Origin of the sequence: Aminobacter sp. AP02 (assembly GCF_003148805.1) — a bacterium.
In the GTDB taxonomy this organism is placed as follows: domain Bacteria; phylum Pseudomonadota; class Alphaproteobacteria; order Rhizobiales; family Rhizobiaceae; genus Aminobacter.
Genome location: NZ_QGGX01000006.1, coordinates 51,447 through 77,382, shown reverse-complemented (window position 1 = coordinate 77,382; position 25,936 = coordinate 51,447). Strand labels below are relative to the sequence as shown.

General features: G+C 63.0%; 26 protein-coding genes. 12 read left to right on the top strand and 14 right to left on the bottom strand.

Annotated elements, in window-relative coordinates:
• Window positions 1-124 precede the first annotated feature (124 nt).
• Both C8K44_RS09320 and gltS read left to right on the top strand, forming a co-directional pair.
• Window positions 125-1,168, top strand: a complete 1,044-nt coding sequence (locus tag C8K44_RS09320) for a Tim44 domain-containing protein (RefSeq protein ID WP_109575505.1) — start codon at window positions 125-127, stop codon at window positions 1,166-1,168.
• A 191-nt stretch (window positions 1,169-1,359) separates the two neighbouring features.
• The gene (gene gltS, locus C8K44_RS09315) at window positions 1,360-2,571 is read left to right on the top strand and encodes a sodium/glutamate symporter (protein WP_109575504.1); all 1,212 of its coding nucleotides are present in this window, start codon (window positions 1,360-1,362) and stop codon (window positions 2,569-2,571) included.
• A gap of 7 nt (window positions 2,572-2,578) precedes the next feature.
• Here the strand turns inward: gltS and C8K44_RS09310 are convergent, their stop codons facing one another.
• From C8K44_RS09310 to phnG, 7 genes are read right to left on the bottom strand one after another with little or no spacing between them, the layout of a single operon-like run.
• Window positions 2,579-3,196, bottom strand: coding sequence for a DapH/DapD/GlmU-related protein (locus tag C8K44_RS09310; RefSeq protein WP_109575503.1), 618 nt, complete (start codon window positions 3,194-3,196; stop codon window positions 2,579-2,581).
• The gene (phnL, locus tag C8K44_RS09305) at window positions 3,193-3,900 is read right to left on the bottom strand and encodes a phosphonate C-P lyase system protein PhnL (RefSeq protein ID WP_109575502.1); all 708 of its coding nucleotides are present in this window, start codon (window positions 3,898-3,900) and stop codon (window positions 3,193-3,195) included. Before phnL ends, C8K44_RS09310 begins: the two co-directional genes overlap by 4 nt.
• A gap of 2 nt (window positions 3,901-3,902) precedes the next feature.
• Window positions 3,903-4,679, bottom strand: a complete 777-nt coding sequence (gene phnK, locus C8K44_RS09300; protein WP_109575501.1) for a phosphonate C-P lyase system protein PhnK — start codon at window positions 4,677-4,679, stop codon at window positions 3,903-3,905.
• Window positions 4,676-5,569, bottom strand: coding sequence for an alpha-D-ribose 1-methylphosphonate 5-phosphate C-P-lyase PhnJ (locus C8K44_RS09295; RefSeq protein ID WP_109575500.1), 894 nt, complete (start codon window positions 5,567-5,569; stop codon window positions 4,676-4,678). Before C8K44_RS09295 ends, phnK begins: the two co-directional genes overlap by 4 nt.
• Window positions 5,566-6,675 carry a carbon-phosphorus lyase complex subunit PhnI gene (locus C8K44_RS09290; RefSeq protein ID WP_109575499.1) on the bottom strand — a complete coding sequence of 370 codons (1,110 nt, stop codon included), beginning with the start codon at window positions 6,673-6,675 and terminating at the stop codon, window positions 5,566-5,568. The genes C8K44_RS09295 and C8K44_RS09290 overlap by 4 nt, the downstream gene beginning before the upstream one ends.
• 1 nt (window position 6,676) lies before the next feature.
• The gene (gene phnH, locus C8K44_RS09285; RefSeq protein WP_199227066.1) at window positions 6,677-7,273 is read right to left on the bottom strand and encodes a phosphonate C-P lyase system protein PhnH; all 597 of its coding nucleotides are present in this window, start codon (window positions 7,271-7,273) and stop codon (window positions 6,677-6,679) included.
• An 8-nt stretch (window positions 7,274-7,281) separates the two neighbouring features.
• The gene (gene phnG, locus C8K44_RS09280) at window positions 7,282-7,752 is read right to left on the bottom strand and encodes a phosphonate C-P lyase system protein PhnG (protein ID WP_109575497.1); all 471 of its coding nucleotides are present in this window, start codon (window positions 7,750-7,752) and stop codon (window positions 7,282-7,284) included.
• A gap of 124 nt (window positions 7,753-7,876) precedes the next feature.
• Here phnG and phnF point away from each other — a divergent pair, with 124 nt between their 5' ends.
• The 10 genes from phnF (at window position 7,877) to C8K44_RS09230 (ending at window position 17,459) form a co-directional block, all read left to right on the top strand.
• Window positions 7,877-8,602 carry a phosphonate metabolism transcriptional regulator PhnF gene (gene phnF / locus C8K44_RS09275; RefSeq protein WP_245417429.1) on the top strand — a complete coding sequence of 242 codons (726 nt, stop codon included), beginning with the start codon at window positions 7,877-7,879 and terminating at the stop codon, window positions 8,600-8,602.
• Between the two features lie 312 nt (window positions 8,603-8,914).
• Window positions 8,915-10,024 carry an extracellular solute-binding protein gene (locus tag C8K44_RS09270; protein ID WP_109575495.1) on the top strand — a complete coding sequence of 370 codons (1,110 nt, stop codon included), beginning with the start codon at window positions 8,915-8,917 and terminating at the stop codon, window positions 10,022-10,024.
• A gap of 155 nt (window positions 10,025-10,179) precedes the next feature.
• Window positions 10,180-11,166: an ABC transporter permease gene (locus C8K44_RS09265; RefSeq protein ID WP_109575494.1), complete on the top strand. Its 987-nt coding sequence runs from the start codon at window positions 10,180-10,182 to the stop codon at window positions 11,164-11,166.
• Window positions 11,166-11,960, top strand: coding sequence for an ABC transporter permease (locus C8K44_RS09260; RefSeq protein WP_109575493.1), 795 nt, complete (start codon window positions 11,166-11,168; stop codon window positions 11,958-11,960). Before C8K44_RS09265 ends, C8K44_RS09260 begins: the two co-directional genes overlap by 1 nt.
• A complete protein-coding gene (locus C8K44_RS09255; protein WP_109575492.1) occupies window positions 11,960-13,045 on the top strand; it encodes an ABC transporter ATP-binding protein in 1,086 nt (361 codons plus the stop codon). The genes C8K44_RS09260 and C8K44_RS09255 overlap by 1 nt, the downstream gene beginning before the upstream one ends.
• 45 nt (window positions 13,046-13,090) lie before the next feature.
• Entirely contained in the window at window positions 13,091-14,584 is a 1,494-nt protein-coding gene (locus C8K44_RS09250; RefSeq protein ID WP_109575695.1) for an NAD(P)/FAD-dependent oxidoreductase, read from the top strand.
• Window positions 14,585-14,593: 9 nt separating this feature from the next.
• Window positions 14,594-15,094, top strand: coding sequence for a hypothetical protein (locus C8K44_RS09245; protein WP_109575491.1), 501 nt, complete (start codon window positions 14,594-14,596; stop codon window positions 15,092-15,094).
• A complete protein-coding gene (locus tag C8K44_RS09240; protein ID WP_109575490.1) occupies window positions 15,091-15,666 on the top strand; it encodes a peroxidase-related enzyme in 576 nt (191 codons plus the stop codon). Before C8K44_RS09245 ends, C8K44_RS09240 begins: the two co-directional genes overlap by 4 nt.
• A 29-nt stretch (window positions 15,667-15,695) precedes the next feature.
• Complete coding sequence (locus tag C8K44_RS09235; RefSeq protein WP_199227059.1) at window positions 15,696-16,310, top strand: XRE family transcriptional regulator; 615 nt, start codon at window positions 15,696-15,698, stop codon at window positions 16,308-16,310.
• A 69-nt stretch (window positions 16,311-16,379) separates the two neighbouring features.
• A complete protein-coding gene (locus tag C8K44_RS09230; RefSeq protein WP_109575489.1) occupies window positions 16,380-17,459 on the top strand; it encodes an NAD/NADP-dependent octopine/nopaline dehydrogenase family protein in 1,080 nt (359 codons plus the stop codon).
• A gap of 87 nt (window positions 17,460-17,546) precedes the next feature.
• Here the strand turns inward: C8K44_RS09230 and C8K44_RS09225 are convergent, their stop codons facing one another.
• The 7 genes from C8K44_RS09225 to C8K44_RS09195 form a co-directional block, all read right to left on the bottom strand.
• Entirely contained in the window at window positions 17,547-19,118 is a 1,572-nt protein-coding gene (locus C8K44_RS09225; protein WP_109575488.1) for an FGGY-family carbohydrate kinase, read from the bottom strand.
• A gap of 160 nt (window positions 19,119-19,278) precedes the next feature.
• Window positions 19,279-20,757: a mannitol dehydrogenase family protein gene (locus C8K44_RS09220; protein WP_109575487.1), complete on the bottom strand. Its 1,479-nt coding sequence runs from the start codon at window positions 20,755-20,757 to the stop codon at window positions 19,279-19,281.
• A gap of 96 nt (window positions 20,758-20,853) precedes the next feature.
• Window positions 20,854-21,630, bottom strand: coding sequence for an L-iditol 2-dehydrogenase (locus tag C8K44_RS09215; RefSeq protein ID WP_109575486.1), 777 nt, complete (start codon window positions 21,628-21,630; stop codon window positions 20,854-20,856).
• Window positions 21,627-22,625 carry an ABC transporter ATP-binding protein gene (locus C8K44_RS09210; protein ID WP_109575485.1) on the bottom strand — a complete coding sequence of 333 codons (999 nt, stop codon included), beginning with the start codon at window positions 22,623-22,625 and terminating at the stop codon, window positions 21,627-21,629. Before C8K44_RS09210 ends, C8K44_RS09215 begins: the two co-directional genes overlap by 4 nt.
• 21 nt (window positions 22,626-22,646) lie before the next feature.
• Window positions 22,647-23,471 carry a carbohydrate ABC transporter permease gene (locus C8K44_RS09205; protein ID WP_109575484.1) on the bottom strand — a complete coding sequence of 275 codons (825 nt, stop codon included), beginning with the start codon at window positions 23,469-23,471 and terminating at the stop codon, window positions 22,647-22,649.
• Window positions 23,472-23,481: 10 nt separating this feature from the next.
• Complete coding sequence (locus C8K44_RS09200) at window positions 23,482-24,354, bottom strand: sugar ABC transporter permease (RefSeq protein WP_109575483.1); 873 nt, start codon at window positions 24,352-24,354, stop codon at window positions 23,482-23,484.
• A gap of 89 nt (window positions 24,355-24,443) precedes the next feature.
• Complete coding sequence (locus C8K44_RS09195; RefSeq protein WP_109575482.1) at window positions 24,444-25,754, bottom strand: sugar ABC transporter substrate-binding protein; 1,311 nt, start codon at window positions 25,752-25,754, stop codon at window positions 24,444-24,446.
• Between the last annotated feature and the right edge of the window lie 182 nt (window positions 25,755-25,936).

The window sequence follows — 25,936 nt, the reverse complement described above, 5'->3', positions numbered from 1 at the left end:
CCTGCAAACGCCGAGATGGCTGAATTGATGAGATGTCGCAGTGTCGCGAAAAAAGAGTCGCAAGCACTGACACTACACTTGTTAGTCATTATATGAGGGCGGACGTCACTTTGAGGAACCGCCTATGAAAATGTCCCGAACGACCCGATTTGCCACGCTTTTCGCAGGGTTGTTCCTTGCATTCTCCATGGTCGCCGTCGACCAAGCCGATGCACGGCGCGGCGGAAGCTTCGGCAGCAGGGGAGCGCGCACCTTCCAGTCGGCACCGCCGACCCGCACCGCGCCGCAGCCGGCCGCGCCGATGGAGCGCTCGATGACTCCGAATACCGGTCAGGCGGCCAACCCGGCCGCCACCAACGCCGCGCGGCCGGGCGCGGCCGCTCAGCAGCGCCCCGGCTTCATGGGCGGCTTCGGCGGCGCAATGATCGGCGGCCTGCTGATGGGCGGCTTGCTCGGGATGATGATGGGCCAGGGTTTCGGCGGTCTTGCCGGCATGTTCGGCATGCTGATGCAGCTGCTTTTGATCGGTGGCGCGATCTGGCTTGCCTTGCGCTTCTTCCGTTCGCGTCAGGCCTCCGGTCCGGCGATGGCCGGCGCGGGTGCCGGCGGCGGCAACATCAGCTCGGGCGGTGGCAACTTCAACTATCGCGACGCCGCACCGTCTGACCAGGCCGGCAAGGCCAATGGCGGCAGCCGTTCGTTCAGCATTCCGAGCATCGGCGGCAGCCGCGCAGATGCCGCGCCGCAGCAGCCGGCCAGCAAGGACATCACCGTGTCGGGCGAGGACCTCGACACCTTCCAGCGCCTGCTGACCGAGGTGCAGGAAGCCTTCGGCCGCGAGGATCACAAGGCCCTGCGTCGCCTGGTGACGCCGGAGATGGTTTCGTACCTTTCGGAAGAGCTGGCCGACAACGCCCAGAACGGCGTCCGCAACGACGTGACCAACGTCCAGCTTCTGCAGGCCGACATTGCCGAAAGCTGGAACGAGGGAGACCGCGACTACGCCACGGCGGCGATGAACTATTCGTCGATCGACGTGACCCGTAACCGCACGACGGGCGAAGTGGTGGACGGCGACGCAAACGAGCCCACCGAGACCACCGAACTGTGGACCTTCGTGCGCCAGAATGGCGGCGACTGGCAGCTGTCGGCGATCCAGGAAGCCTGATCAACCTCGAACTGCATTTTCTTGCGCCCGCAATCGTCCCCTAGGGGATCCGGTTGCGGGCGTTTGTGTTTCCGCAAACGACCGTAGCCGAATAGCGATTGCCCTGCTCGATTTTCTAGGCAAGGTTGAGTCTGGATAGGCTGGGGTCCGCCGATCCGAGATTCCAGTTTTCGCGACCACAAGAAGCTCGGATGACGACGGCAGCCAATACGTTCATTTCGCCTGATTTCCTGACACTTACCCTCGGAATCGTCGTCTATTTCATCGGCGTGATCCTGACGCGACGTGTCGCATTCCTTCGTGATTACAACATCCCTGAACCGGTGACGGGCGGATTTCTTGCCGCCGCGGCCATTTGGGCGTTCCATAAGTTTTCGGGGATGGAGATCGTCTTCGAGATGACCACGCGTGACAGGTTGCTGGTCATCTTTTTTGCCACGGTCGGCGTCAATGCGCGGCTTTCCGACCTTCTGGTCGGGGGACGGGCGCTGGCGGTGCTATGCGTGCTGACCGTGATTTTCGTTTTCCTGCAAAATGGTGTCGGAACCCTTGGTGCCTGGCTGTTTGGCCTCCCCTCCGCAGCGGGGGTCATCATGGGATCGATCGCCTTTGTCGGTGGGCACGGAACCACGATCGCATGGGCGCCGGCGATTGCCGCCGAACATGGCTTTCCCGGAGCCGTGGAAGTCGGCACGGCGGCGGCGACGCTCGGCCTCATCGTCGCCAGCGTCCTGGGCGGGCCAGTGGCCAAATTCCTCATCGAACGCGGCAAGCTTACCCCTGATGCCGCGGCGCCTGACAGTGCGGAAAACGCAGCAAAGGCGGATGCCGCTCCGATCGACAAGTCGAGCTTCATGCAGGCGATCTTGCTGGTCAACGTCGCAGTGGTGCTCGGCTATCTGGTGCATGGACCGGTCACGGCAATGGGCGTGAAGCTGCCGCTGTTTGTGCCTTGCCTGATCATGGGCGTCGTCTTGTCCAACACGGTCCCATATGTCTTTCCGCGGCTGCCATGGCCGGCCCGCACGCCGGCAATGTCGCTGATCTCCGAATATTCGCTGTCGGCGTTCCTTGCCATGTCGCTGATGAGCATGCAGCTCTGGACGCTTGCCGGGGTCGCCGGTCCCCTGCTGGTCGTCGTTGCCATGCAGGCTCTTCTCGCCGTCGCCTTCATCCTGATCGTGCTTTTTCCGCTGCTCGGTAGGGATTATCAGGCGGCGGTGCTGAGCGCGGGTTTCACCGGTCTTTCGCTGGGTGCAACGCCGACGGCGATCGCTTCGATGACGGCGGTGACCAAACACTATGGCCCGTCACCGAACGCCTTCATCATCCTGCCGCTGGTCTCGGCGTTTTTCGTCGACCTGGTCAACATGGTGGCGATCCAGTTTTTCCTGGCACGGTAAGGCGGCTTCAGCCGCCGTGCTTTTCCAGAAATTCCTCCGCCGAAAGGTTGCGGAAGTCGTCAAGCGCGATGCGGAGCCTGGCATGGTCCCAGTCCCACCATGCCAGCGCCTGGAAACGTTCAGCCGTCTTGCGGTCGAAGCGCTCGCGCAGGGGCTTGGCCGGCACGCCGGCGACGATGGCGTAGGGCGCGACGTCCTTGGTCACCACCGCACCTGAGCCGATAGCCGCACCGTCGCCAATGGTCACACCCGGCAGCACCGTCGAGCCGTGGCCAAGCCAGGTGTCGTGGCCGACGGCCACCGCGTTGGAGCGGCGCCACTCGAAGAAGTCGGTCTCGTGCTCGGCATCGTCCCAGTAGTCGGAGGCACGGTAGGTGAAGTGATGCAGTGTCGGCCGCCAGGTAGGATGGTTGGTCGCGTTGCAGCGCACGGCGGCCGCGATGTTCGAGAACTTGCCGACCGTGGTGCACCACAGGCTGCAATCCTGCATGACGTAGGAATAGTCGCCGAGGGAACTCTCGTTGATGCGGGTACGCTCGGAGACTTCGGTCCAACGCCCCAGCTTCGACTGCGTCACCTCGGCTGTCGGGTGGATCCAGGGCTGCTCGGAGAGTTTGCGGCTCATGCGGCCGCCCGTCCTGCGGCGAATTCGGTAACGTCGACGATGCGGTCGGCGACCGCCTCGCGCACGTCGGCGTCATGGAAGATGCCGAGCAATGCGGTGCCAGCGAGCTTCTTTTCGTCGATGAGGGCGATGACCACTTCGCGGTTGGTGGCGTCGAGCGAGGCGGTAGGCTCATCGAGCAGAAGCACCGGGTGATCGGTGATGAAGCCACGCGCGATGTTGACGCGCTGCTGTTCACCTCCGGAGAAGGTTGCGGGCGGCAGCGACCACAGCCTTTCCGGCAGGTTGAGGCGTCCGAGCAGTTCGGCGGCGCGCTTCTGAGCTTGCCTGCGGTCGGTGCCGCGCGCCACCAGGGGTTCGGCAACGACGTCGAGTGCGGAAACACGCGGTACGGTGCGCAGGAACTGGCTGACATAGCCAATGGTGTCGCGGCGAACCGACAGCACCGTGCGCGGGTTGGCGGTCGCGAGGTCGACGAGTGCGCCATGATGCTCAACGATGATCTGGCCCTGGTCGACACCGTAGTTGCCGTAGACCATCTTCAGGATCGAGCTTTTGCCGGCACCTGAGGGGCCGCCAAGCACGGCGCATTCGCCTGCCCTGACCGAAAACGACACGTTTGCGACCACCGGCAGGCGGATGCCCCCGCGCAGGTGCATTATGAAGGCCTTGGCGACCTCGGATACGATAAGTGGCGTGGCCATGGTTACACCTGCAGAATGGAGGAGACGAGGAGCTGGGTGTAAGGCGCGCGCGGATCGTCGAGCACGCGGTCGGTGAGACCGGCTTCGACGACGTGGCCGTCCTTCATCACCATCATGCGCTGCGACAGGAGTCGAGCGACTGCTAGGTCGTGGGTGACGACGATGGCGGCGAGGCCGAGATCAGTGACCAGCCCGCGCAAGAGGTCGAGCAGGCGTGCTTGCACCGAGACATCCAGGCCGCCGGTCGGCTCGTCCATGAATACGAGTCGAGGGCCGGTCACCAGATTGCGCGCGATCTGCAGGCGCTGGCGCATGCCGCCGGAGAAGGCGCGCGGCTCATCGTCGATGCGCTCCTCGTCGATCTCGACACGACCCAGCCAGTCGACGGCGGTCGAGCGGATGTTGCCGTAGTGGCGATCGCCGACGGCCATCAGCCGCTCGCCGACATTGGCGCCCGCCGACACCGTCATGCGCAGTCCGTCGGCCGGATTCTGGTGGACGAAGCCCCAGTCGGTGCGCATCAGGAAGCGGCGCTCGGCCTCGCTCATGCGGTAGAGGTCGCGCCACTGGCCGTCACGCATGCGGTAGCTGGCGGTACCCGAGGTTGGCAGCAGGCGGGTTGCCAGGCAATTGAGCAGGGTCGTCTTGCCCGATCCGGACTCGCCGACGATGGCCAACACTTCGCCCGGCCAAAGGTCGAAGGAAATCTCCTCGCAGCCGATGCGCGAGCCGTAATATTTGGAAAGCGCAGTCACGCGCAGGAGCGGTTCGTCGGTCATTGGGCTGGCTCCAGTGCTTGCGGGGCGAGGTGGCCGCGGTGGCCGTCTTCCTGGCGCTTCTCGCAATGATCGGTGTCGGAACAGACGAACATGTGTCCGCCGTGATCGTCGAGGATGACCTCGTCGAGATAGACATGCTCCGCCCCGCACAGCGCGCAGGGCTGGTCGAAGGTCTGGATCTCGAAGGGATGGTCCTCGAAGTCGAGGCTGACCACTTTGGTGAAGGGTGGCACGGCGTAGATACGCTTCTCGCGGCCGGCGCCGAACAACTGTAGCGCGGGCGACATGTGCATCTTGGGATTGTCGAACTTTGGCGTCGGCGAAGGGTCCATGACGTAGCGGCCCTCGACCTTGACCGGATAGGCATAGGTCGTGGCAATGCGGCCGTGACGGGCGATGTCCTCGTAGAGCTTGACGTGCATAAGCCCGTATTCCTCAAGCGCGTGCATTTTCCGCGTCTCGGTCTCGCGCGGTTCGAGGAAGCGCAGCGGCTCGGGGATCGGCACCTGATAGACCAGCGTCTGGCCCGCCGTCAGCGGATGCTCTGGAATGCGGTGGCGGGTCTGGATGATCGTCGCCTTGGCCGTCTCGGTCGTCACGGCGACATCGGCGACCTTCTGGAAGAAGGCGCGGATCGACACGGCGTTGGTGGTGTCGTCGGCGCCCTGGTCGATGACCTTGAGCACGTCGTCGGGGCCGATGATCGCGGCCGTCACTTGTACGCCGCCGGTGCCCCAGCCATAGGGCATCGGCATCTCGCGTGATGCGAACGGCACCTGGTAGCCGGGAATGGCGATGCCCTTGAGGATCGCCCTACGGATCATCCTTTTGGTCTGCTCGTCGAGATAGGCGAAGTTGTAGCTTGCGATTTCTGGTGCTGCGGTGGTCATTCTGCCGCCTCCCGCTGGTCGGTGTCTGTTGGTTGGTTTCGCTTGTCGTGCTCTGTGCGCATGCGACGGACGAGGTCGAGCTCGGCCTGGAAGTCGACATAGTGGGGCAGCTTCAGGTGCTCGACGAAGCCGGTGGCCTGGACGTTGTCGGAGTGCGAGATGACGAATTCCTCGTCCTGGGCAGGCGCGGTGATATCCTCGCCGAGTTCACCGGCGCGCAGTGCGCGGTCGCACAGCGACATGGCCATCGCCTTGCGCTCGGACTGGCCGAAGACCAGCCCGTAGCCGCGGGTGAACTGTGGCGGCGCCTTCGCCGAGCCCTTGAACTGGTTGACCATCTGGCACTCGGTGACGCGGATGCGGCCGAGCGTGACGGGGAAGGGCAGTTCCGGTACGTCGAGTTCAAGCTCGACCTCGCCGATGCGGACCTCGCCGACGAAGGGATGGCTGCGGCCGTAGCCGCGTTGGGTCGAGTAGCCGAGTGCCAGCAGAAAGCCTTCGTCGCCACGCGACAGTGCCTGCAAGCGGCTGTCGCGGGCCAGCGGGAATTCCAAGGGCTCGCGGGTGATATCGCCGGTGAGATGATCCTCTGGCAGTTCGCCGTCGGCTTCGATCAGCCCTTCATGGGCGAGGATTTCCGCCACACGCGCCATGCGCTGGCCGTCGGCTTCGCGCTGTTCCGGCTCGACGACTTCGGGATCGGCGGCGAGTTCGGGGTCGAGCAGGCGATGGGTGTAGTCGAAGGTCGGGCCGAGCAACTGACCGCCGGGCAGGTCCTTGTAAGTCGCCGAAACGCGGCGCTCGACCTGCATGGCTGCGGTGTCGATAGGTCTGGTGTAGCCGAAACGCGGCAGGGTGGTACGATAGGCGCGGACGAGAAAGATCGCCTCGATCAGATCGCCGCGCGACTGCATGATGGCGAGGGCCGCCAATTCGCGGTCGTAGAGCGAACCTTCCGACATGACCCGATCGACACCGAGTGCCAGCTGCTCGACGATTTGGTCGATGCGCAGAGCCGGCACCGAACGGTCGCCACGGCGACGGTCGGCGAGCAGGCGATGGGCATTGGCGATGGCGGCTTCGCCGCCTTTGACTGCCACATACATGTCAGGCCTCCGTCGTCTTGATGCGGGTGGTGCGGGGCAGGCAGGCAACCGCATCGGGTGCCGCAAGGATCAGGTCGACGCCGCGCGGGAAGCGTGCGCCGTTCTGCTTCCACTGCTCGACGAAATGGCGCGGCAAGGAGGTTGGCGCGATGGATGCCGACGTCTCGATGCCGGGTCCCTCGAGGCGGAGCTGCGTGCCTTCCGTCAGGCTCTCGACCTGCAGGATCAGCGTCGTCGAGCGGTCAGGGTATTCCTGAGTGCCTTGCGCGAAATTTTCGAGCGAGATCAGGTTGGCCGGGTTTGTGACGAGGGCGAAATGTGCATCGGCTGGCGTCGCGGCTAATGGGGCGCCGGTGTGGAAGCCAAGCCAGGATTTGGCCGCCGAAACCTGAAGCCCGGCATCGAGCCACAGCGGCGTGTCGTGGTCGCACAAGGTCATTGCCACCGCACCAGCTGTTGCCGAAAGCGGCGCCGGCGGGTGTGCCAGTTCGGCTATTTGTTGAACCGTTCCCGGCCGTGCCATCGCGTCCATGACGGCGCGGAACACTGTCTGCGCGTCGAATACAGGGGCGGAAAAACCGCCGTCAATTACATCCATCTGGTCCATCAGTCCTCTCCGCGAACCATGGTGAAGAAGTCGACCTTGGTCGCCGCCGTCTCGGCGCGACGGGTCTCATCGGCTGCGGCTTGCGCAGCGCGCAGGGGGGCGATGATCTTGTCTTCAATGTCGGCGCGCCGCTCCGGATTCTGCCAGAGCGCGTCAGTGATGGCCGAAAGCCTCGCCTTTTCCTTGTCGCGGCCGAGCGCATAAGCATGGCCGATCTCACCGCCGGGCAAACGTACTGTCGCGCGGGTCACCGTGGCTTCGCCGAAATTGAACGGTGCACCGCCGCCGCCGATCCGACCACGCACCGACACCAGGCCGGTTTCGGGACCGCGCAGCATCTCGGCTTCGTTGGGAATGCCCGCAGCCACGCAAAGGCGTTTCAACTCGTCGCCGGGAGCCGTGGCCAATGCTGCCATGGCGACCTTGCGCGCGGCCTCCAGTTCTCTTTCCTGCCTTCGGTCCATCTTCATTGCCGCTCCGTTCGCTTTATTTGTCCATTGTTCTATACAAACGAACAACATACAATGGGCTTGTAGAGAGGCTCCATGACGGGCGCATGACAGGGGCAGGGGATTGAGCGAACGAGGATCAGCGGTGACGCGGAAGAGCGGTGTGGCGCTGTGGCGCCAGATCGCCGACCAGATCAGACAGGCGATCGGCGCCGGCACGTTGGGTTCCGACGGCCGGCTGCCGACGGAAATGGCGCTTTCCGAGCGCTTCGGGGTCAATCGCCACACGTTGCGCAGCGCCATTGCCGCACTCGTGCAAGAGGGCGTGCTGCGTGCCGAGCAAGGGCGGGGCACCTTTGTCGAGAGCCGGCAGAAGCTGTCTTACCCGATCTCGGCGCGTACGCGATTTTCAACCGGCCTGCGCGAGCAGACGCGCGACCGCCGCAGCTCGCTACTGGCGTATGCGCTTGAGCCGGCGAGCGATCGCGTCGCCGAATCGCTGCGCCTCACTTCGGGAGCGCCAGTGCTCCGTCTCGAAACGTTGAGCGAGGCCGATGGCCGGCCTGTATCGCGCGCGACGAGCTGGTTCGATGCGGAGCGCTTTCCGGGTTTCGAGAAGGTCTATGCCGAGACCGGATCGATCACGCTCAGTTTCCAGCATTTTGGAATCTCGGACTATTTTCGGCGATCCACCTTGGTCTCGGCGCGGCATGCGGATGCCTCAGACCTGGCCGATCTCAAGCTTTCGGCTGGCGCCATCGTGCTTGTAGCTGTTGCGACCAATGTCGACGGCGAAGGGGTCCCGGTTCAGTACGCTGAAACCCGGTTTGTCGCGGATCGTGTGGAATTGAGCGTTTCGACCCAGGCTTAGCCGGCTTCATCCACAGCCAGGCGCAGCGATGCGCCGGCAGATGTTGGTGGGCGAACAGATTTTTTCTAACAATGCTTGACAATCGACCGGTTTACAGAAAAATTCCAGTTTAGTGGAATTTGCGGACGGAATGTCGGAATTCATGGCTGGCTTAGTGGAGGACTTGGCGCCAGTTCATAGCTGTCTGTAAATCTCTACGAGTACACTTTTTCGCCGGCTTGTCGGTCGCGCAGTCCATTGACTGAGCGAGGGCGAGTATTATTGCGCGGTCAGTTCCGCGTGCATGCTTCGTATTATCCAATGGGGAACATAATGAACAAAATTCTGGTGCCGAACCGCCGTACCGCGCTGAAGATGCTTGGTGGTGGTGCTGCCGCTCTTGCCATGCCCGCCGTCATCCGCCCGACTCCCGGCTGGGCGGCGAACGGCGTGCTGAACATCACCACCTACGACAAGTTCCTGCCGCAGGAATTCCTCGACAAGTTCCAGAAGGACTCAGGAATTCAGGTCAACATCCGGCTGACCGACGACCAGGGCAAGCAGTACAACCTGCTCACCGCCGAGGGCGCCAATCCCTCGACCGATATCGTCACCGTTGCCGGCCACCGTTATTCGCAGTTCATCAGCTCGAAGCTGCTGCAGCCGCTCGACACCGGCAAGATCTCGAACTGGAAGAACCTCAACCCGGCTTACCAGAACGCCGCTTGGGCGCGCGTCGACGACAATCTCTGGGGCCTGCCGATTCTCGCCGGCTATGAAGGCCTCGCCCGCAACGTCGATTATGTGAAGGAAGCTCCGAGCTGGGAGATCATGTTCGACCCGCAGTACAAGGGCCAGACCTCCTACATCGTCAGCGACTTCATGACCATCGTCATGCAGTATCTCGGCCATGACGGCGATTTCGTCAGCTACGCCGGCAAGCCTGAAGTTGCCCAGAAGGCGACCAATGAGGCGCGTGACTTCCTGATCAAGAACAAGGACATGGTGCGCAAGTACTATGAGGCCGGTTCGGAAGTGCAGCAGATGTTCATCAACGAGGACATCTATCTCGGCCATTCGTGGTCGGGCCCGGCCGCCAAGCTGATCATGGACGGCCACCCGATCCAGCTGTCGGTTCCGAAGGAAGGCACGTTTGGCTTCTGCTACACGCTCAACGTCGTCAACAACGCGCCAAACGCCGAGAATGCCTACAAGCTGCTCGATGCCGTGCTGGCAAGCCCCGAAGTGGGGGCGGCAATGACCCGCCAGTCCGGCTACAGCTCGACCATCAACGGCGTCGCTGACCTGCTCAACGATCGCGAAAAGCTCGCCTCGACGCTGCCGCAGGAAGAGCTGGAGCGCATCGTGTTCTTCTCGTCGGTCAATCGCGACATGAAGAACGAGATGATCGACCGCGCGACCGCAGAGGTCAAAGCGGCCTGACGAGGCGCAAGCCTCGCATGGCCCATCGCCTGTCCCGGAGCGCTGCGACGATCTCCGGGGCGGGCAGCCGGCCTGTCCAGACACACAACGCGCATTGACTGACCGCCGGCCTGGCCGGGCGGCGCCAGTCGGGCTGCGCCAACCGAGATTGTTTGATGGTGAGTAGCAACACGACAGCCGGCTATGCGGCAGGACGCGATGCGTCCGTGCCCAGATATTCGACCGGCATCGCCAAGGTGGTCAACTCCGCGCTCTACCGGCACACGCTGGGGGCCGCGGTGGAGTCGCGCATCGGCAGGATCATCCTGCTGGCTGGCGTGCCGCTGATCTGGCTGATCATGCTGCATGTCGGGCCGATCTATCAGATGCTGAAGATTAGCCTGATGTCGCACTACCCGGTCCAGCCCGGCGTGGAATCGCATTTCACCTTCGACAACTACGCGATCTTCTTCAGTGAATCGCTGTACTTCACCCCGCTGATCAAGAGCTTCATATTCGCAACGGCAGCGACAGCGATCACGCTGGTGGTGGTCTATCCGGTCGCCTATTACGTCGCCAAGGTGGTCAAGCCGGAAGGCCGCTCCAAGGCGCTGCTGCTGCTTTTGGTGCCGTTCTGGGCAGGTGAGCTGATCCGCACCTTCTCGGTAATCATGCTCTTGGCCAACCGTGGCGCGGTCAACGTGCTGCTGCGCGAGATCGGGCTGATCGACCGACCGATTCCGATGCTCTACACGTCGTTCTCGCTTGGCTTCGGCCTGGTCTACCTGATCTGCCTCTACATGCTTCTGCCGCTCTACTCGGCAATCGAGAAGATTCCCTCCCAGTATCTGGACGCGGCCGCCGATCTTGGTGCCGGTCCGTTCACCCGTTTCCGCAGGATCATCCTGCCGCTGTCCAAGGACGGTATCGTTTCGGGCTGCAGCCTCGTGTTCCTGACGTGCATCGGCGTGTTCGCAACTCCCATGCTGCTGGGCGGCCCAAACACAGTGCTCTTCCCCGAGACGATCAGCGGGTTCTTCCATGGCGCCAGCGACAAGTGGCCGGTCGGTGCTGCCTTCGCGTTGATCATGCTGGTCACGGCCCTGATCACCGCGGGCATCTTCATGCGCCTCGTCGGCGGCAAGAAAAGGAGTGCATTCTGATGCGCAACATGTTTTCCGACGCGCCGCGCACGACGCTGACCGCGTTCTACTGGGCCTTCCTACTCTATCTGCTGCTGCCGCTCACGCTGATGATGGCGATGAGCTTCAAGGACGCCAATTTCGTCGCTTTCCCGATCGGCGACTGGACGCTCGACTGGTACGCCAAGGTCATGCAGGACAAGCAGTTCCTGGAAGCCTGCCTGTATTCGGTGATGATCGCCGCCGCCTCGACGCTGGCCGCAACCACGCTTGGCACCTGGATTGCCATGCTGATCGTTGCCGAAGGCATCAAGGGCCAGGTCATCATCTTCGCGCTCGCCTGCCTTCCGGCTGTCGTGCCCGGCATGATCTCGGCGATTTCCATGCGCATCTTCATCTCGACCATCGACATGCCGACTGGAACGGCCGCGATCATTCTGGGCCACACCGTGCACGCAGTGCCCTTCGTGGTCGTGATGGCGCTGACCCGCCTGCGCTCCATGCCTGGCAATCTCGTCGATGCCGCGCGTGACCTCGGTGCCGACAGCGTCGTTGCCTTCTTCCGCGTCACGCTGCCCTATCTCGGGCCGGCGCTGGTTGGCGGCATGATCTTCTGCGTGCTGTTGTCGATCGACGACTTTGTCCGCACCTTCTTCCTTGGCGGCTATCGCCCGACCCTTCCCATGCTGATCTTCGCCAAGGTGCAGGGCGGCATGTCTCCCGAAATCAACGCAATGGCGACACTCGTCCTGGTGGTTACCGCCGCCGTCGGACTTTACGCCGAGTACCTTACCCGCCGCGCGAGGACCCGCTGATGCAACCCGTATTCCAGTTCGACAACGTCACCAAGAGCTACGGCAAGCATGTTGCCGTCGAGAACCTGAACCTGAGCATCGAGGCTGGCAAGTTCGTCACGCTGCTCGGCCCCTCCGGCTGCGGCAAGTCGACCTCGCTGCGCATGCTCGGCGGTTTCGAGACACCGAACTCCGGCCGTATCCTGCTGGGCGGCAAGGACGTGACGCGCGTTCCGCCCAACAAGCGCAACGTCAACATTGTCTTCCAGGACTATGCGCTGTTCCCGCATATGACGATTGCCAAGAACATCGCCTTTGGCCTCGAGCTCAAGGGGTTCGACAACCAGCATATCCATCGCCGGGTGAACGAGCTGCTCGAACTGGTCCAGTTGCAGGACTACGCCAAGCGACTGCCTTCCGAGCTTTCCGGCGGCCAGCGCCAGCGCGTAGCGCTGATGCGCGCACTGGCACCCGATCCGGAAGTGCTGCTGCTCGACGAGCCGCTGTCGGCGCTCGACGCCAAGCTGCGCCAGCAGATGCAGATCGAGCTCAAGTCGATCCAGGAAAAGACCGGCAAGACCTTCATGTTCGTGACCCACGACCAGGAAGAGGCGCTGACCATGTCAGACACGATCGTGGTCATGAACAAGGGCCGCATCGAGCAGATGGGCGATCCGAACACGTTGTATGGCCGCCCCGGCTCGGTGTTCGTCGCCAACTTCATTGGCGAGACAAATCTGCTCCGCAGCACCGTTGTCGGCACCGAAGGCGATACGGCCGCCCTGAGCTGGAACGGCGTCACCATCAAGGCGGCGCCTGGCGGGCTCGCTCCCAAGGCCGGCGACAACCTCTATGTCGTGCTGCGTCCCGAGGCGATCCACTGTTCGGCAGACGAGCCGGCGACCGGCAACCGCATCAAGGGCAAGGTCCGTCAGCGTGTGTTCAAGGGCAACCACACATCGCTTTCGGTGGAAGTTGGCGACGGCGCGCTGCTTAACGCGCTCGTGCATCCCTCTGATGTTGCCCAGCTTTCCGGCGACGACGTCTGGGTTGGCTGGAAGCCTGAGACCACCACGGTCATTCCTGACCGCCACGCGCACAACTGAGGAAGGACGCCCGGGCCGTTTGGCGTGGGCAACAGGCAGATCACCATGGCGTTTGATTTATCCGCACCACTCCAGTCCACCGCCGGCGGATTGGAAGAACTCGAACAGCGCGTTCGCGACGACCTGGCCTGCCTGTGCTATCCGCCGGCAAACTGGGTCGTGCCGACTGCTGCCGAAGAACATGTCCACGACGTCGTCGTCATTGGCGGGGGCATGTGTGGCCTGGTCGCAAGCTTCGCGTTGATCGGAGCGGGTATCCAGAACATTCGTATCTTCGACCGTAGCCCGGTTGGATTCGAAGGGCCGTGGCTGACCTATGCTCGCATGGAGACGCTGCGCTCGCCCAAGCAACTGCTTGGTCCGGCCTATGGCATGGCGTCTCTGACCTTCCGTGCCTGGTACGTCGCCCAGTTCGGCAACGACAGCTGGGCCGAACTCGACAAGATCCCGCGCCCGATGTGGATGGAATACCTGCGCTGGTACCGCAAGGTGCTTGAATTGCCGGTAGAAAATGGCGTTGAGGTCAAGTCCGTTGTACCCGAGGGCGAACTGATGCGCCTGAACCTTGCCGGCGAGGGCGCGCGCGAAAAATCGGTGCTGGCCCGCAAGGTGGTGATGGCGACCGGCCGCGACGGCATGGGCCATCCGAGCATTCCCGGCTTCGTCGACGGGTTGCCGCGCAAATACTGGGCGCATTCGTCCGACGAAATCGACTTCGCCGCCTTGCGTGGCAAGCGCGTCGTGGTCGTCGGCGTGGGAGCTTCCGCCGTGGACAACGCCGCCGAGGCGCTCGAGGCAGGGGCCGTTGAAGTGCGTCATCTGATCCGGCGCAAGGAGATGCCTTGCATCAACAAGCTGATGGGCATCGGCTCGTTTGGCTTCACCGCTGCCTTTCCGCAGTTGAGCGATGCCAGGCGCTGGCAGATCATGAACTACTCGCTACGCACCCAGACGCCGGCGCCACGTGGTTCGACGATGCGCGTAAGCAGGCATCCGAACGCCTACTTCCATTTTGATGCGGCCGTCGAAAAGACCGAGATCGAAGGCGACGAGATCGTCATCTCGACTTCGCAAGGCAAGGCCGTTCGCTGCGACTTCCTGATCCTTGGTACCGGCTTTAGCGTCGATCCGCTCGCGCGAAAGGAACTCGACGGCTACGCCGACAAGATCCTCTTGTGGCAGGATCGCTTCACCCCGCCGGAAGGCGAGGAGAATGGCGATCTCGGCAACTACCCCTACCTGGCCAACGACTTCACCTTCCTTGAGCGTGAGCCGGGGCAGGCGCCGTGGCTCGCCAACATCCACAGCTTCAACTCGGGCGCTGCCGCCAGCCTAGGCAAGATGAGCGGCGACATCCCCGGCATCAGCGAAGGGGCGGCGTGGCTGGCGCGCGAGATCGCCGCAAAACTCTACACCGAGAATTTCGGCCAGTACTGGCAGCGGCTGCTCGACTACGACACGCCCGAACTGCGCGGCGACGAGTGGACGGCATCGCCCTTGCCGGACGACCAGCGGACAGCCGTCCGCAAGCAGGCATAGGAGGACGGCATGGCCGAGAACAAGGATGTGATTGCCGGAATCGTCGGTGTCGAGCCTGGCAGCGAGTTGGCGGCGGTGGTGGCCGGTCGCGCTGACATCATGGCGTTGACGCAGCAGACGCATGACGGTGCGTTGACGCCGGTCGAGCCGGGCGGGCTGTCGCATGCCGAGCGGGCGGCCCTTGCGTGCCGCATCGCCAAGATCAATGACGACAAGGACTTCGAGGAACATTTCGAAGCCTTGCTTGAAAAGGCCGGTGCGTCAGGCGACACCGCGCGCATTGCCGACATCTGGTTCGATGGCGGCAACAATGCGCGCTTCAAGGCGCTGATCCGGCACGTCGACCTGGTGGCGCATGCGCCCAAGGATGCGACACGCCGCGACATCGAACTGCTGCAGGAGGCGGGCCTTACTGATGCCGACATCGTGCGGTTGTCGGAGCTGGTCGCCTTCTGCAGCTATCAGATCAGGGTCGCCGCCGGGCTGCGGCTGATGCGGGGGTTGGCATGAGCAAGGTCGTCCACGAATTCACCACGGCAATCCCCGAGTGGAAGCCTTACGTCAGGCCGCTCGACCTCGCCGAGGCCAGTCCCGCGCAGCTAGAAGCGCTCAAGGTCACGCCGTCCAACACCAAGGTGTCGGACTACGTGCTGGTGCTGGCGCATGACGTCGAGACGCTGACGCACCGCTCGCCGCTGTTCAACGGGGTGATGTACAACAAGGGTGGCCTGTCGCGCGCCGAGCGTGAGATCGGCGCTGTCGGCGCCTCGATCGTCAACCGCTGCATCTATTGCGCCGCCGTGCACGCCAGCCGCTACAACCAGTTGACCAAGGACGAGAGCGTCATTGCGGCGATCTTCGCCGACGGTACAGAGGCCGAGATTTCGCCGCGGCTGAAGGCGATCCTCGACTTTTCGGTCAAGCTATCGAAATGCCCCTCCGATGCCGATGCCTCGGACATGCAGGCGCTGGTCGATGCCGGTCTCGGCAAGGACGAGATCCTCGACCTCATTCTGTCATCGTCGCTGTTTGGCTGGGCCAACCGGCTCATGCACACCCTTGGAGAGCCGCTCGCCGAATAATTGCCCGAGGCGTCGGAAGGAGCATCGGAATGAACATGCATTCGGTCAATCCGCCGGAAATCGGGCCACGCCTGCAAGCGTACCGCAAGCAGCAGAACCTGACGCTCGCCGACCTTGCGACGAGATCGGGCGTGTCGCGTTCGATGCTATCTGAGATCGAGCGCGGCAACGCCAATCCGACCTACGGCACGCTTTGGCATCTCACCCGGGCGCTCGGCATCGACCTCAACAGCCTGATCAGCGGTGCTTCCGAAGAGCGCGGCGACAGGATCGATCTGCAGCCGGAGAACCTGACGCCGACGATCCGCAGCGCCGATGGAAGTTGCACGCTACAGATACTGTCGCCGGCCGGCATGGTGCCGCTGATCGAATGGTACCTGCTGAACTTCGAGCTCAAGGGCAAGCTGATCAGCGATCCGCACGGAGCCGGCACTATCGAGCATCTGCATTGCACCGAAGGCGAGATCGTCGTCCGCAGTGCGGGCAACGAGATGATCGTGCGCGCCGGTGAGACGGCCCGATACGCCGGCGATGTGCCGCATTCGCTGACCAGTGTCGGCCCGGTCGGGGCACGGGCATTTCTGGTTGTCGCATCAGGCGAAGTCGGCAGCAGTACGACGCGGGCGTTGATACGTCCGAAATGAACGACCCGGTCACGCCTGCAGGGCGGCTGCCGGGCCCAAAACGAATTTGATCCAAAAGGGAATGTTGGAATGCAGGTAGGTATTGTTGGCGCAGGTTCGATCGCCTTTGGAACGGCGGTGTTTCTCGAACAGCAGGGACATCACGCGACACTGTGGTCGCCATCTGGCGAGCGCACCAAGGCGCTGGCAAACGGCGAAGCGCTGGTTGCCCAGGGTGCCGTCGAAGGAACCTTCCATCCGGCAGCCGCTGCAAGCACGGAGGAACTCGTCGCCGGTGCGGAAGCAATAGTGATCGCGCTGCCGGCCTATGGCCACAAGGCCGTGCTGGACGCCATCGCGCCCTATGTCAGGGCCGACCAGACCGTCATCATCAGCTCGCACGCGTCCTTCGGCGCGCTCTACTTGTCGCGCCTGCTGGCCAAGCGCGGCGTCGTTGCGCCGATCGTCGGCTGGGGCACGACAGTCGTGTCCGGCCGCCAGCTCAGCCCGACGCTGGTCAACGTCAACACGGTACGCAAGAAGGTCGATCTGGCCACGGTGCCGGCTTCGCGCAGCGCCGACGGCTTCGCAGTCTGCCAGGCGTTGTTCGGCGACCGCTTCGTCGACAGGGGCAGCCTGATGGCGATCGCGCTGTCCAACCTCAACCCCCAGAACCACATGGGCATCGCGCTCGGCAACATGACGCGCATGGAGCGCGGCGAGAACTGGAGCCAGGGCCAGAACGTCACGCCGAATGTCGGCCGTCTGCTGGAACAGCTCGACGAGGAGCGCATCGCAATCGCCACCAAGCTCGGTCTTGAAGTGCGCAACATCTTCCAGCACTTCCACCTGTCGTTCCACGTGCCTATGAGCTCGATCTCGCAGATGAACCAGGAGATGCACGAAGCCGGAAACGGCGGCACCGGCCCGACCACTGCCGACAGCCGCTATGTTACCGAGGACGTGCCTTTCGGCCTCGTCATGACCGCCAAGATCGGCCGCCTTGCGGGTTATCCCGCCGAGCTGCACGAAGCCGGCGTACGCATCTTCTCGGCGATGTATGGCCGCGACTTCAATGCCGAGAACGACCTGCTGACAGCGCTCGACATCGACGCGATGTCGCTGGAGCAGCTCAACGGCTTGTGCCGCGACGGATTTGCGGCGGCTTAAGCAAGCGCCCTGGCGCGGCGTCCCTGGCGGGCCGCCGCGCCAGCAGCAGGTGTTGAGTACGGGGCACGCAAGCCCTTCCGACGGCCATCAGGCAAGCGCGTCGATGGCCTTGCGCTGGCGCTGCATTTCGAGGAACACGCGGTAGTCGCGATCGAAGCGTTCCTGTGCCGATGCATTTGGCCTGCGCGCGCGTCCTTCCTGGCGCATGGCGGCACAGGCTTCGGTGAGGCTTGGATAGAGTCCCGCCGCTGCGGCCGCCGCCATGGCGGTTCCCAGCAGAACGGCGTCGCCGCCAATCGGTTCGACGACGGTGCAGCCGGTGGCGTCGGCGTAAAGTTCCATCAGCAACGGGTTGCGTGTATGGCCGCCGGTAACGTGCAACGTGTCGATGCCGTGGCCATTGGCGTTGAGCGCATCGAGCACATGGCGAAGGCCGAGCGCGATGGCGACGGCCGTGCGCCAGTAGAGCCGGCACAGGCTGTCGAAGGACGAATCGAGCGTCAACCCGCTGATCACGCCAAGCGCATGCGGGTCGGCCAGCGGCGAGCGGTTGCCGTGGAAGTCGGGCAGCACGTGCAGGCGCCCGGCAAGGTCCAGCCCTTCCAGCGTTCGCAACTGCATGATGCGCTCGGTGATGCGCTGATGCATGGCAATATCGGGCTCGCCACCGGCGCCGTGCCAGCGGATGATGTGGTCGAGCAGGGCGCCGGTTGCCGACTGGCCGCCTTCGCTCAGCCACAGGCCAGGCAGGGCTGCGCCGAAATAGGGGCCCCAGACGCCGGCAAAGGCGCGAGGCTCTGCCGACATCGCCATGATGCAGCTCGATGTGCCGGCAATAAGCGCGAGGTGACGGTCAATATCGGTTCGTCCGCCAATGACGCCGATGGCACCGGCAAATGCGTCAATCAGTCCGGCTCCGACGCGGCAAGTTGTGGTCAGGCCTAGCGCTTCGGCGGCAGTTGGCGTGAGCGGCCCGAGATCTGCGCCAACCGAGCTTGCCCGCTCGGGCAAACCGGCATGCTCGAAGATGTCGCCGAGACCAACCGCGGCGAAGAAATCGTGGCGCCACGCTTCGCGTTCATGGGCGAGGTAGGTCCATTTGGCGGTGAGTGTGCATTGCGAGCGGGCGAACGACCCGCAGGCTTTGTGTGTGAGGAAATCCGCGAGGTCGAACAGCCGACCGGTCCTGGCCCAGCTTTGGGGCAGGTGACGCTTGACCCACATCAGCTTGGGCGTCGCCATCTCCGGCGACATCACGCCGCCGACATAGCCGAGCACTTCATGGCGGGTGGCGGTGCACTCGTCGGCCTCCGCCAGCGCGCGATGGTCGAGCCAGACGATAGTGTCCCAGCGATCGTTGCCGCAGTCGGACACGCTGACCTGATCGCCAAGCTTGCCCCTGAACACGGTCGAGCATGTCGCGTCGAAACTGATGCCGGCGATGTCGCCCGCATCGACATTGGCGGCACTGCGGGCTTCACGGACCGCCTCACACACGGCCGACCAGATGTCTTCGGAATCGTGCTCGCACTGGCCCGAAGTCGAGCGGTTCATGGCGATGGGACGTTCGGCGCGGCCGAGAAGTTTTCCGGTATGGTTGAAAATGCCTGCGCGTGTGCTGCCGGTGCCTACGTCCACGGCGCAAAGATAGGCGGCCATCAGGATGACATCGCCGTGGAAATCCCGGCCATGCCTATGCTGCCGGACGGAAATCGCCGCAAACTCACATGATGTAAAAATGCGCGAAACAACACCATGACGCGCAGTCTATATGTGCGCCAAAAGCAATTCCAGCGGGCAGTGGCAGCTCTGACTTGGCTCAGAGGTCGTCGCCGAGGTAACGCGTCAGGGTCTCTTTCGTGCCCAGCTTCCAAAGCGCATCCAGGCTATGGGCGAAGGCTTCGGCGAAGGCGGGTGATTTGCCGACCTCGCCATAGATGTCTTCCATCGCAAGCCAGGTTTGCGGCGAACCCTTGGCAGCCGTCGCGGTAGCAAGCAGCCGATCCCAATTGGGGTCGTTTGGTTCGATCACGGCGCCTGAATCCGTGGTGCCGAAGCAATAGCGGCACCAGAGCGCGGATTCGAGCGCTAGACCCGCTATGCCGTTGCCCGTCTTCAGGCGGTCGGCGATCGTCGGAATGATGAACTTCGGCTGCCTGTTGGATCCGTCGAGGCACAGGCGGCGAACCGTGTCGCCAATCTTCGGGTTGGAAAAGCGCCGCTCGATGAGTTGGCAATACTCTTCCAGAACAACGCCCGGCACCGGTGGCACGGTGGGCATGATCTCCTCGCGCTCGAGCTTGGCCAGGAAGGCGCGCACGAGCGGATTTTCCATTGCCTCGTGGACGAAATGAATGTCCATCAGGCCGGAGGGATAGGCGATGGTCGCATGGCCGCCATTGAGGATGCGGATCTTCATCAATTCGAAGGGCGCGACGTCATGCACGAACTGCACGCCGACCTTTTCCAGCGCCGGCCGCCCATCGGTGAAACGGTCCTCCATCACCCATTGCTTGAACGGCTCGCAGAACACAGGCCAGTTGTCCTCGACGCCAAAATCACTGCTCAGGATCGTGCGTTCGCGATCTGTGGTGGCAGGCGTGATGCGATCGACCATGCTGTTGGGAAAGGCGACGTGCTTGCTGACCCAGTCCGCCAGCGTTTCGTCGACCAGTCCGGCAAGCCCGACCATCGCGTCGGATGTGACGTGGCCGTTGCCGGGGATGTTGTCGCAGGACATCACGGTGAAGGGCACCACGCCGTCTTCGCGCCGCCGCATGAGTCCGGCCAGGATGATGCCAAACACGGTCTTGGGTGCCGTGATGTTTTCAGCGTCCGCGACAATATCGGGGTGGGCCGGGTTGAACACTCCGGACGCCGGGTCGATGAAATAACCACCCTCGGTGATCGTCAGCGAAACGATGCGGATGGCCGGGTCGGCCAGTTGTTCGACGATGGCTGCGGCATCGCCGGGTGTCAGGAAATCGATCATGACCGAGGTGACGAGGGCGCTCATATGGCCGCTGTCTTGTTCCACCACGGTGGTCAACCAGTCCTGCTCAGCCAGTTTTGCGCGGCCAACCTTTTCGCCGTCGAAAACGCCAGCGCCAACGATCGCCCAGTCATGACCGACGCCCATGTTGAACAGCGCGTCGAGATAGACTGCCTGATGCGAACGGTGGAAATTGCCGACGCCGAAATGCACGATGCCTGCGGTGAGCAACGAGCGGTCGTATGTCGGACGCGCGACGTTGGCGGGAAGCTGGCCGAGATTCGCTCGGGAGAGTTTCACGGGCATGGTTCGACGCTTTCTTGGTTGCGGTTCAGCGCACACGTCTCCGATGCCTTCGCCTGCTTCACGGGCGAAGGTTGAAGGGGAAAAGGAGCGCTTTGTTCAACTCATCCAGTTGCCGCCATCGACGTTGTAGGTCTGGGCGACGATGTATTGGCTCTCCGGTCCGGCGAGGAAAATCGCCATGCCGACAAGGTCCTGTGCCGTGCCCATGCGGCCAAAGGGTACACCTTCCCCAACAAGGCGTTTCTTTTCGCCTTTGGGCCGGTCTTCATATTTGGCAAACAGCGCGTCGACGTGATCCCAATGCTCGCCATCGACGACGCCAGGCGCAATGGCATTGACGTTGATGCCGTGCTTGATCAGGTCCAACCCTGCCGACTGGGTCAGGCTGATGACGGCGGCCTTGGTGGCGCAATATACGGCCACCAGCGCTTCGCCGCGCCGGCCGGCCTGGCTTGCCATGTTGACGATCTTGCCGCCCCGCCCACGCGCGATCATCGCACGGGCGACAGCCTGCAGGGTAAACAGCGTGCCTGCTACATTGACGGCAAACAGCTTGTCGAAGCTCGATCTCGAAATCTCGACGATGGGCGCGAGGTCGAACAGTGCGGCGTTGTTGACCAGGATATCGATCCCGCCCGCTTTTGCTTCAACCGCCTTCACCGCCGCGTCGATCGAGGCCTGGTCGGTGACGTCGAGCTTGACCGCATAGGCCGACGGGCCGATCTCGGCAGCCGTCTTTTCGGCGGCCTCAAGATTGATGTCGCCGATCGCGACCACCGCGCCTTCGCCGACATATGCCTCGGCGAAGGCCCGGCCGATCCCGCGCGCAGCACCTGTTATCAGCGCCGACTTGCCCTTAAGCCTGTCGCTCACATGGCCCTCCCGTCAGTGCCGAAGCGGTGGATCTTGGTGGCGCTCGGGGTAAGGAAGATCGTTTCGCCGTGACGCACGCCGATCTCGCCGTCGGCGCGCACGGTCAGCGAACCGACGTCGTCGGCGTGCACATGCAGGAAAGTGTCGGAGCCAAGGTGCTCGGCGACGCCCACCATCGCTTTCCATTCACCCGACGTGGTCGAGATTGCGAGATGTTCGGGCCGGACACCGATGGTCGTCGCGCCGTGCTTTGCCGCGGCCGCGCCATTGATCAGATTCATCTTGGGCGAGCCGATGAAGCCAGCGACAAACAGGTTTTTCGGCGTCTTGTAGAGGTCCATCGGCGAGCCGACCTGCTCGATGTTGCCGGCATTCAGCACCACGATCTTGTCGGCCATGGTCATCGCTTCGACCTGGTCGTGGGTGACGTAGATCATCGTCGTCTTTAGCTGATGGTGCAGTTCGCTGATCTCCAGGCGCATCGTGCCGCGCAGGGCCGCGTCGAGGTTCGACAGTGGTTCGTCGAACAGGAATGCCGAGGGCTGGCGCACGATTGCGCGGCCAATGGCGACGCGCTGGCGCTGGCCCCCCGAGAGCTGGCCCGGCCGGCGTTCGAGATAGTTTGTCAGGTTCAGAACGCGAGCAGCATCCTTGACCTTCTTGTCGATGACGGCTGGATCGTCGCCGGCCATCTTCAGCGGAAAGGCGATGTTCTTGTAGACGCTCATATGCGGGTAGAGGGCATAGGACTGGAACACCATCGCCAGCCGGCGCTTGGCTGGGGCCTCGCCGGTGACGTCGCGGCCGTCGATGTCGATGGTGCCGGAGGTTGTGTCCTCCAGACCGGCGATCAGCCTGAGCAAGGTCGACTTGCCGCAACCCGATGGTCCCACGAAGACGACGAACTCGCCGTCTTCGATCTCCAGGTCGATATTGGGGATGATGGTTGTCGCGCCGAAGGATTTCGACACTTTCTTGAGGTTGATGTTGCCCATGGTTTCCTCCCGCGGGTTCGTCTACTTCACGGCGCCGAAAGTCAGGCCGCGGACAAGTTGGCGCTGGGAGAACCAGCCCATGATCAGGATCGGTGCGATGGCCAGCGTCGATGCCGCCGACAGCTTCGCCCAGAACAGGCCTTGCGGGCTTGAGAAGGAGGCGATGAAGGCAGTCAGCGGTGCCGCGTTGGTGGTCGTCAGGCGGATCGTCCAGAACGACTCGTTCCAGGCCAGGATAATGTTGAGCAGCATCGTGGATGCGATGCCGGGCACGGCCATCGGCGTCAGCACGTAGACGATCTCGCCCCACAGCGAGGCGCCATCCATGCGTGCCGCCTCCAGGATCTCGCCGGGAATCTCGCGGAAATAGGTGTAGAGCATCCACACCACGATCGGCAGGTTGATCAGCATCAGCATGACGGTGAGGCCGATGTGGCTATCCAGCAGGCCGGTGTCACGGAAGATCAGGTAGATCGGTACCAGAACCGCAACTGCCGGCATCATCTTGGTGGATAGCATCCACATCAGGACGTCCTTGGTGCGTTTGGTGGGAGAAAATGCCATCGACCAGGCCGCGGGAATGGCGATCAGCAGCGCAAGGATGGTCGAGCCGACCGCGATGATCACCGAGTTCAGGAAGAACTTGAAATAGTTGCTCTGGGCCTGGACCTCGGCGTAGCTCTCCAGCGTGCCCGACGGGATCAGGCTGAAGCCGGCGATGGCTTCGGTCTCCGACTTGAAGCTGGTGATGATGGTGTAGAGGATCGGGAAGAAGATCAGCAGCGCAACCACCCAGGCGGCGACTGTGAAGCCGATCTTGCGATTGGTCGAGACGGCGCGTGCCATGGGTTGCTCCTCACTTGTCCAGGTTCTTGCCTACGGCGCGCATCAGGAAGAAGGCGACGATGTTGGCGAGGATGACCGCGATGATGCCGCCGGCCGATGCGCCGCCGACGTCGTAGCCAAGAAGCGCCGTCCGATAGATCAGGAAGGGCAGGTTGGTCGACGCGTAGCCCGGGCCGCCATTGGTGGTGACGAGAATCTCCGCGTAGACGCCGAGCAAGAAGATCGTCTGGATCAGGATGACCACTGTGATGGCGCGCGAGATGTGCGGTATCGTCAGGTAGATGAAGCGGCTGATGAAGCCCGCGCCATCCATCTCGGCCGCTTCCTTCTGCTCGCCGTCGAGCGATTGCAGAGCGGTCAGCAGGATCAGCGTCGCGAAGGGCAGCCATTGCCAGGCGACGATGATGATGATCGAAAACAGAGGATATTGCGCGAACCAGTCGACAGGCTGGGCGCCGAAGAACCTGGCGATGTCGGCGAACACACCATAGCCGGGGTGCATGATCATGTTCTTCCACACCAGTGCCGCCACCGGCGGCATGACGAAGAAGGGTGAGATGACAAGGATGCGCACGATGCCTTGGCCGAACATCGGCTGGTCGAGCAGCAGCGCCAGGGCGATGCCGCCGATGACGGTGATCAGCAGCACGCCGACGACCAGAACCAGCGTGTTCCAGATCGACTGGAAGAAGGCCGGGTCGGTGTAGAAATATTTGTAGTTGAACAGGCCGGCGAAGCTGACATTGGCCGGGTTGAGCAGGTTGTAGTTCAAGAAGGAGAACCACAACGTCATGGCCAGCGGCACGATCATCCAGATGAAAAGCAGGATCACCGATGGCGCCATCATCAGGCGCGCGAGCGTACGGGTCTGTCGAGTAGCCATGGCTTTCACCGCCTTCGATCAGAAGATGTTTCGAGCGGAAAGGGGCCGTCCGGACTGGGAAACCGGACGGCCAGGCATCGGGAGGATGCCTATTTTATGTAGCCGGCACGGGTCATCTCGCGGACAGCGGCGGTCTGGGCACCGGCAAGCGCGTCGTCGACGCTCGACTGTCCGGCAAGTGCCGCCGAGAACAGCTGGCCAACTGTCGTGCCCAGGCCCTGGAACTCGGGAATGGCGACGAACTGGACGCCGACATAGGGCACCGGCTTGACGGTGGGCTTGGTCGGGTCGGCCGAGTTGATCGAGTCGAGTGTCATCTTGGCGAAGGGCGCGGCCTTCTGGTACTCGGGGTTGTTGTAGAGCGAGGTGCGTGTGCCGGGCGGCACATTGGCCCAGCCTTCCTTGGAGGCGACGAGCTCGAGATAGGCCTTGCTGGTCGCCCAGGAGACGAACTTCTGCGCTGCCTCGGCCTTCTGCGTGCCGGCGGGAATGCCGAGCGACCATGCCCAGAGCCAGTTGCCACGCTTGCCGAGACCGGTGTCGGGAGCGAGGGCGTAGCCGACCTTGTCGGCGACCGTCGAGTCCTTTGGATTGGAGACGAAGGAGGCAGCGACGGTGGCGTCGATCCACATGCCGCACTTGCCCTGCTGGAACAGCGCCAGGTTCTCATTGAAGCCGTTGGAGGAGGCGCCCGACGGGCCGGCATCCTTCATCAGGTCGACATAGAACTGGAGGGTCTTCTTCCATTCCGGCTGGTCGAACTGGGGCTGCCACTTCTCATCGAACCAGCGCGCGCCGAAAGAGTTGGACATGGCGGTCAGGAAGGCCATGTTCTCGCCCCAGCCGGCCTTGCCACGCAAGCAGATGCCATTGATGTCGGCAGCCCGGTCGGTCATCTTGCGCGCCGCGTCGGCGATGAAATCCCAGGTCGGCGCATCGGGCATGGTGAGCCCGGCCTTCTCCATAAGGTCCTTGCGGTACATGACGAACGAGCTCTCGCCATAGAACGGTGCGGCATAGAGCTTGCCATCTACCGAAAGGCCGCCGGCGATTGCCGGAATGATGTCGGCGGTATCGTAATCGGCGCCGAGACCGTCGAGGGGCAGCAGCCACTGCTGCTTGGCCCAGATCGGAACCTCATAGGTGCCGATCGTCATCACGTCGTACTGGCCGCCCTTGGTGGCGATGTCGGTGGTGACGCGCTCGCGCAGCACATTCTCTTCGAGCGTGACCCATTCGAGCTGGATGTCGGGGTTCTTGGCGGTGAAGTCGTCCGTCAGCTTCTGCATGCGGACCATGTCGCCATTGTTGACCGTGGCGATGGTGATGGTCTCGGCATGAGCGGCAAACGCAAGCGCGCTCGCTCCGCACAAGCCCAGGAAGAGCGTGTTTAGTTTCATCGATTTCCTCCCAAAGGCCAAGGTGAGCATTTGCCTCGGCTATGGGCAATTATTCATCTGATCTGATTTATGTCAAGCTGGAATGTGGGCACGCGCGATCCGCGACTGCCCACGAATGCGCCGAATGCTCAGGATATGAACACTAGAGCGTTCACGCGTGCCGCCCAGATGCGGACGCGCCA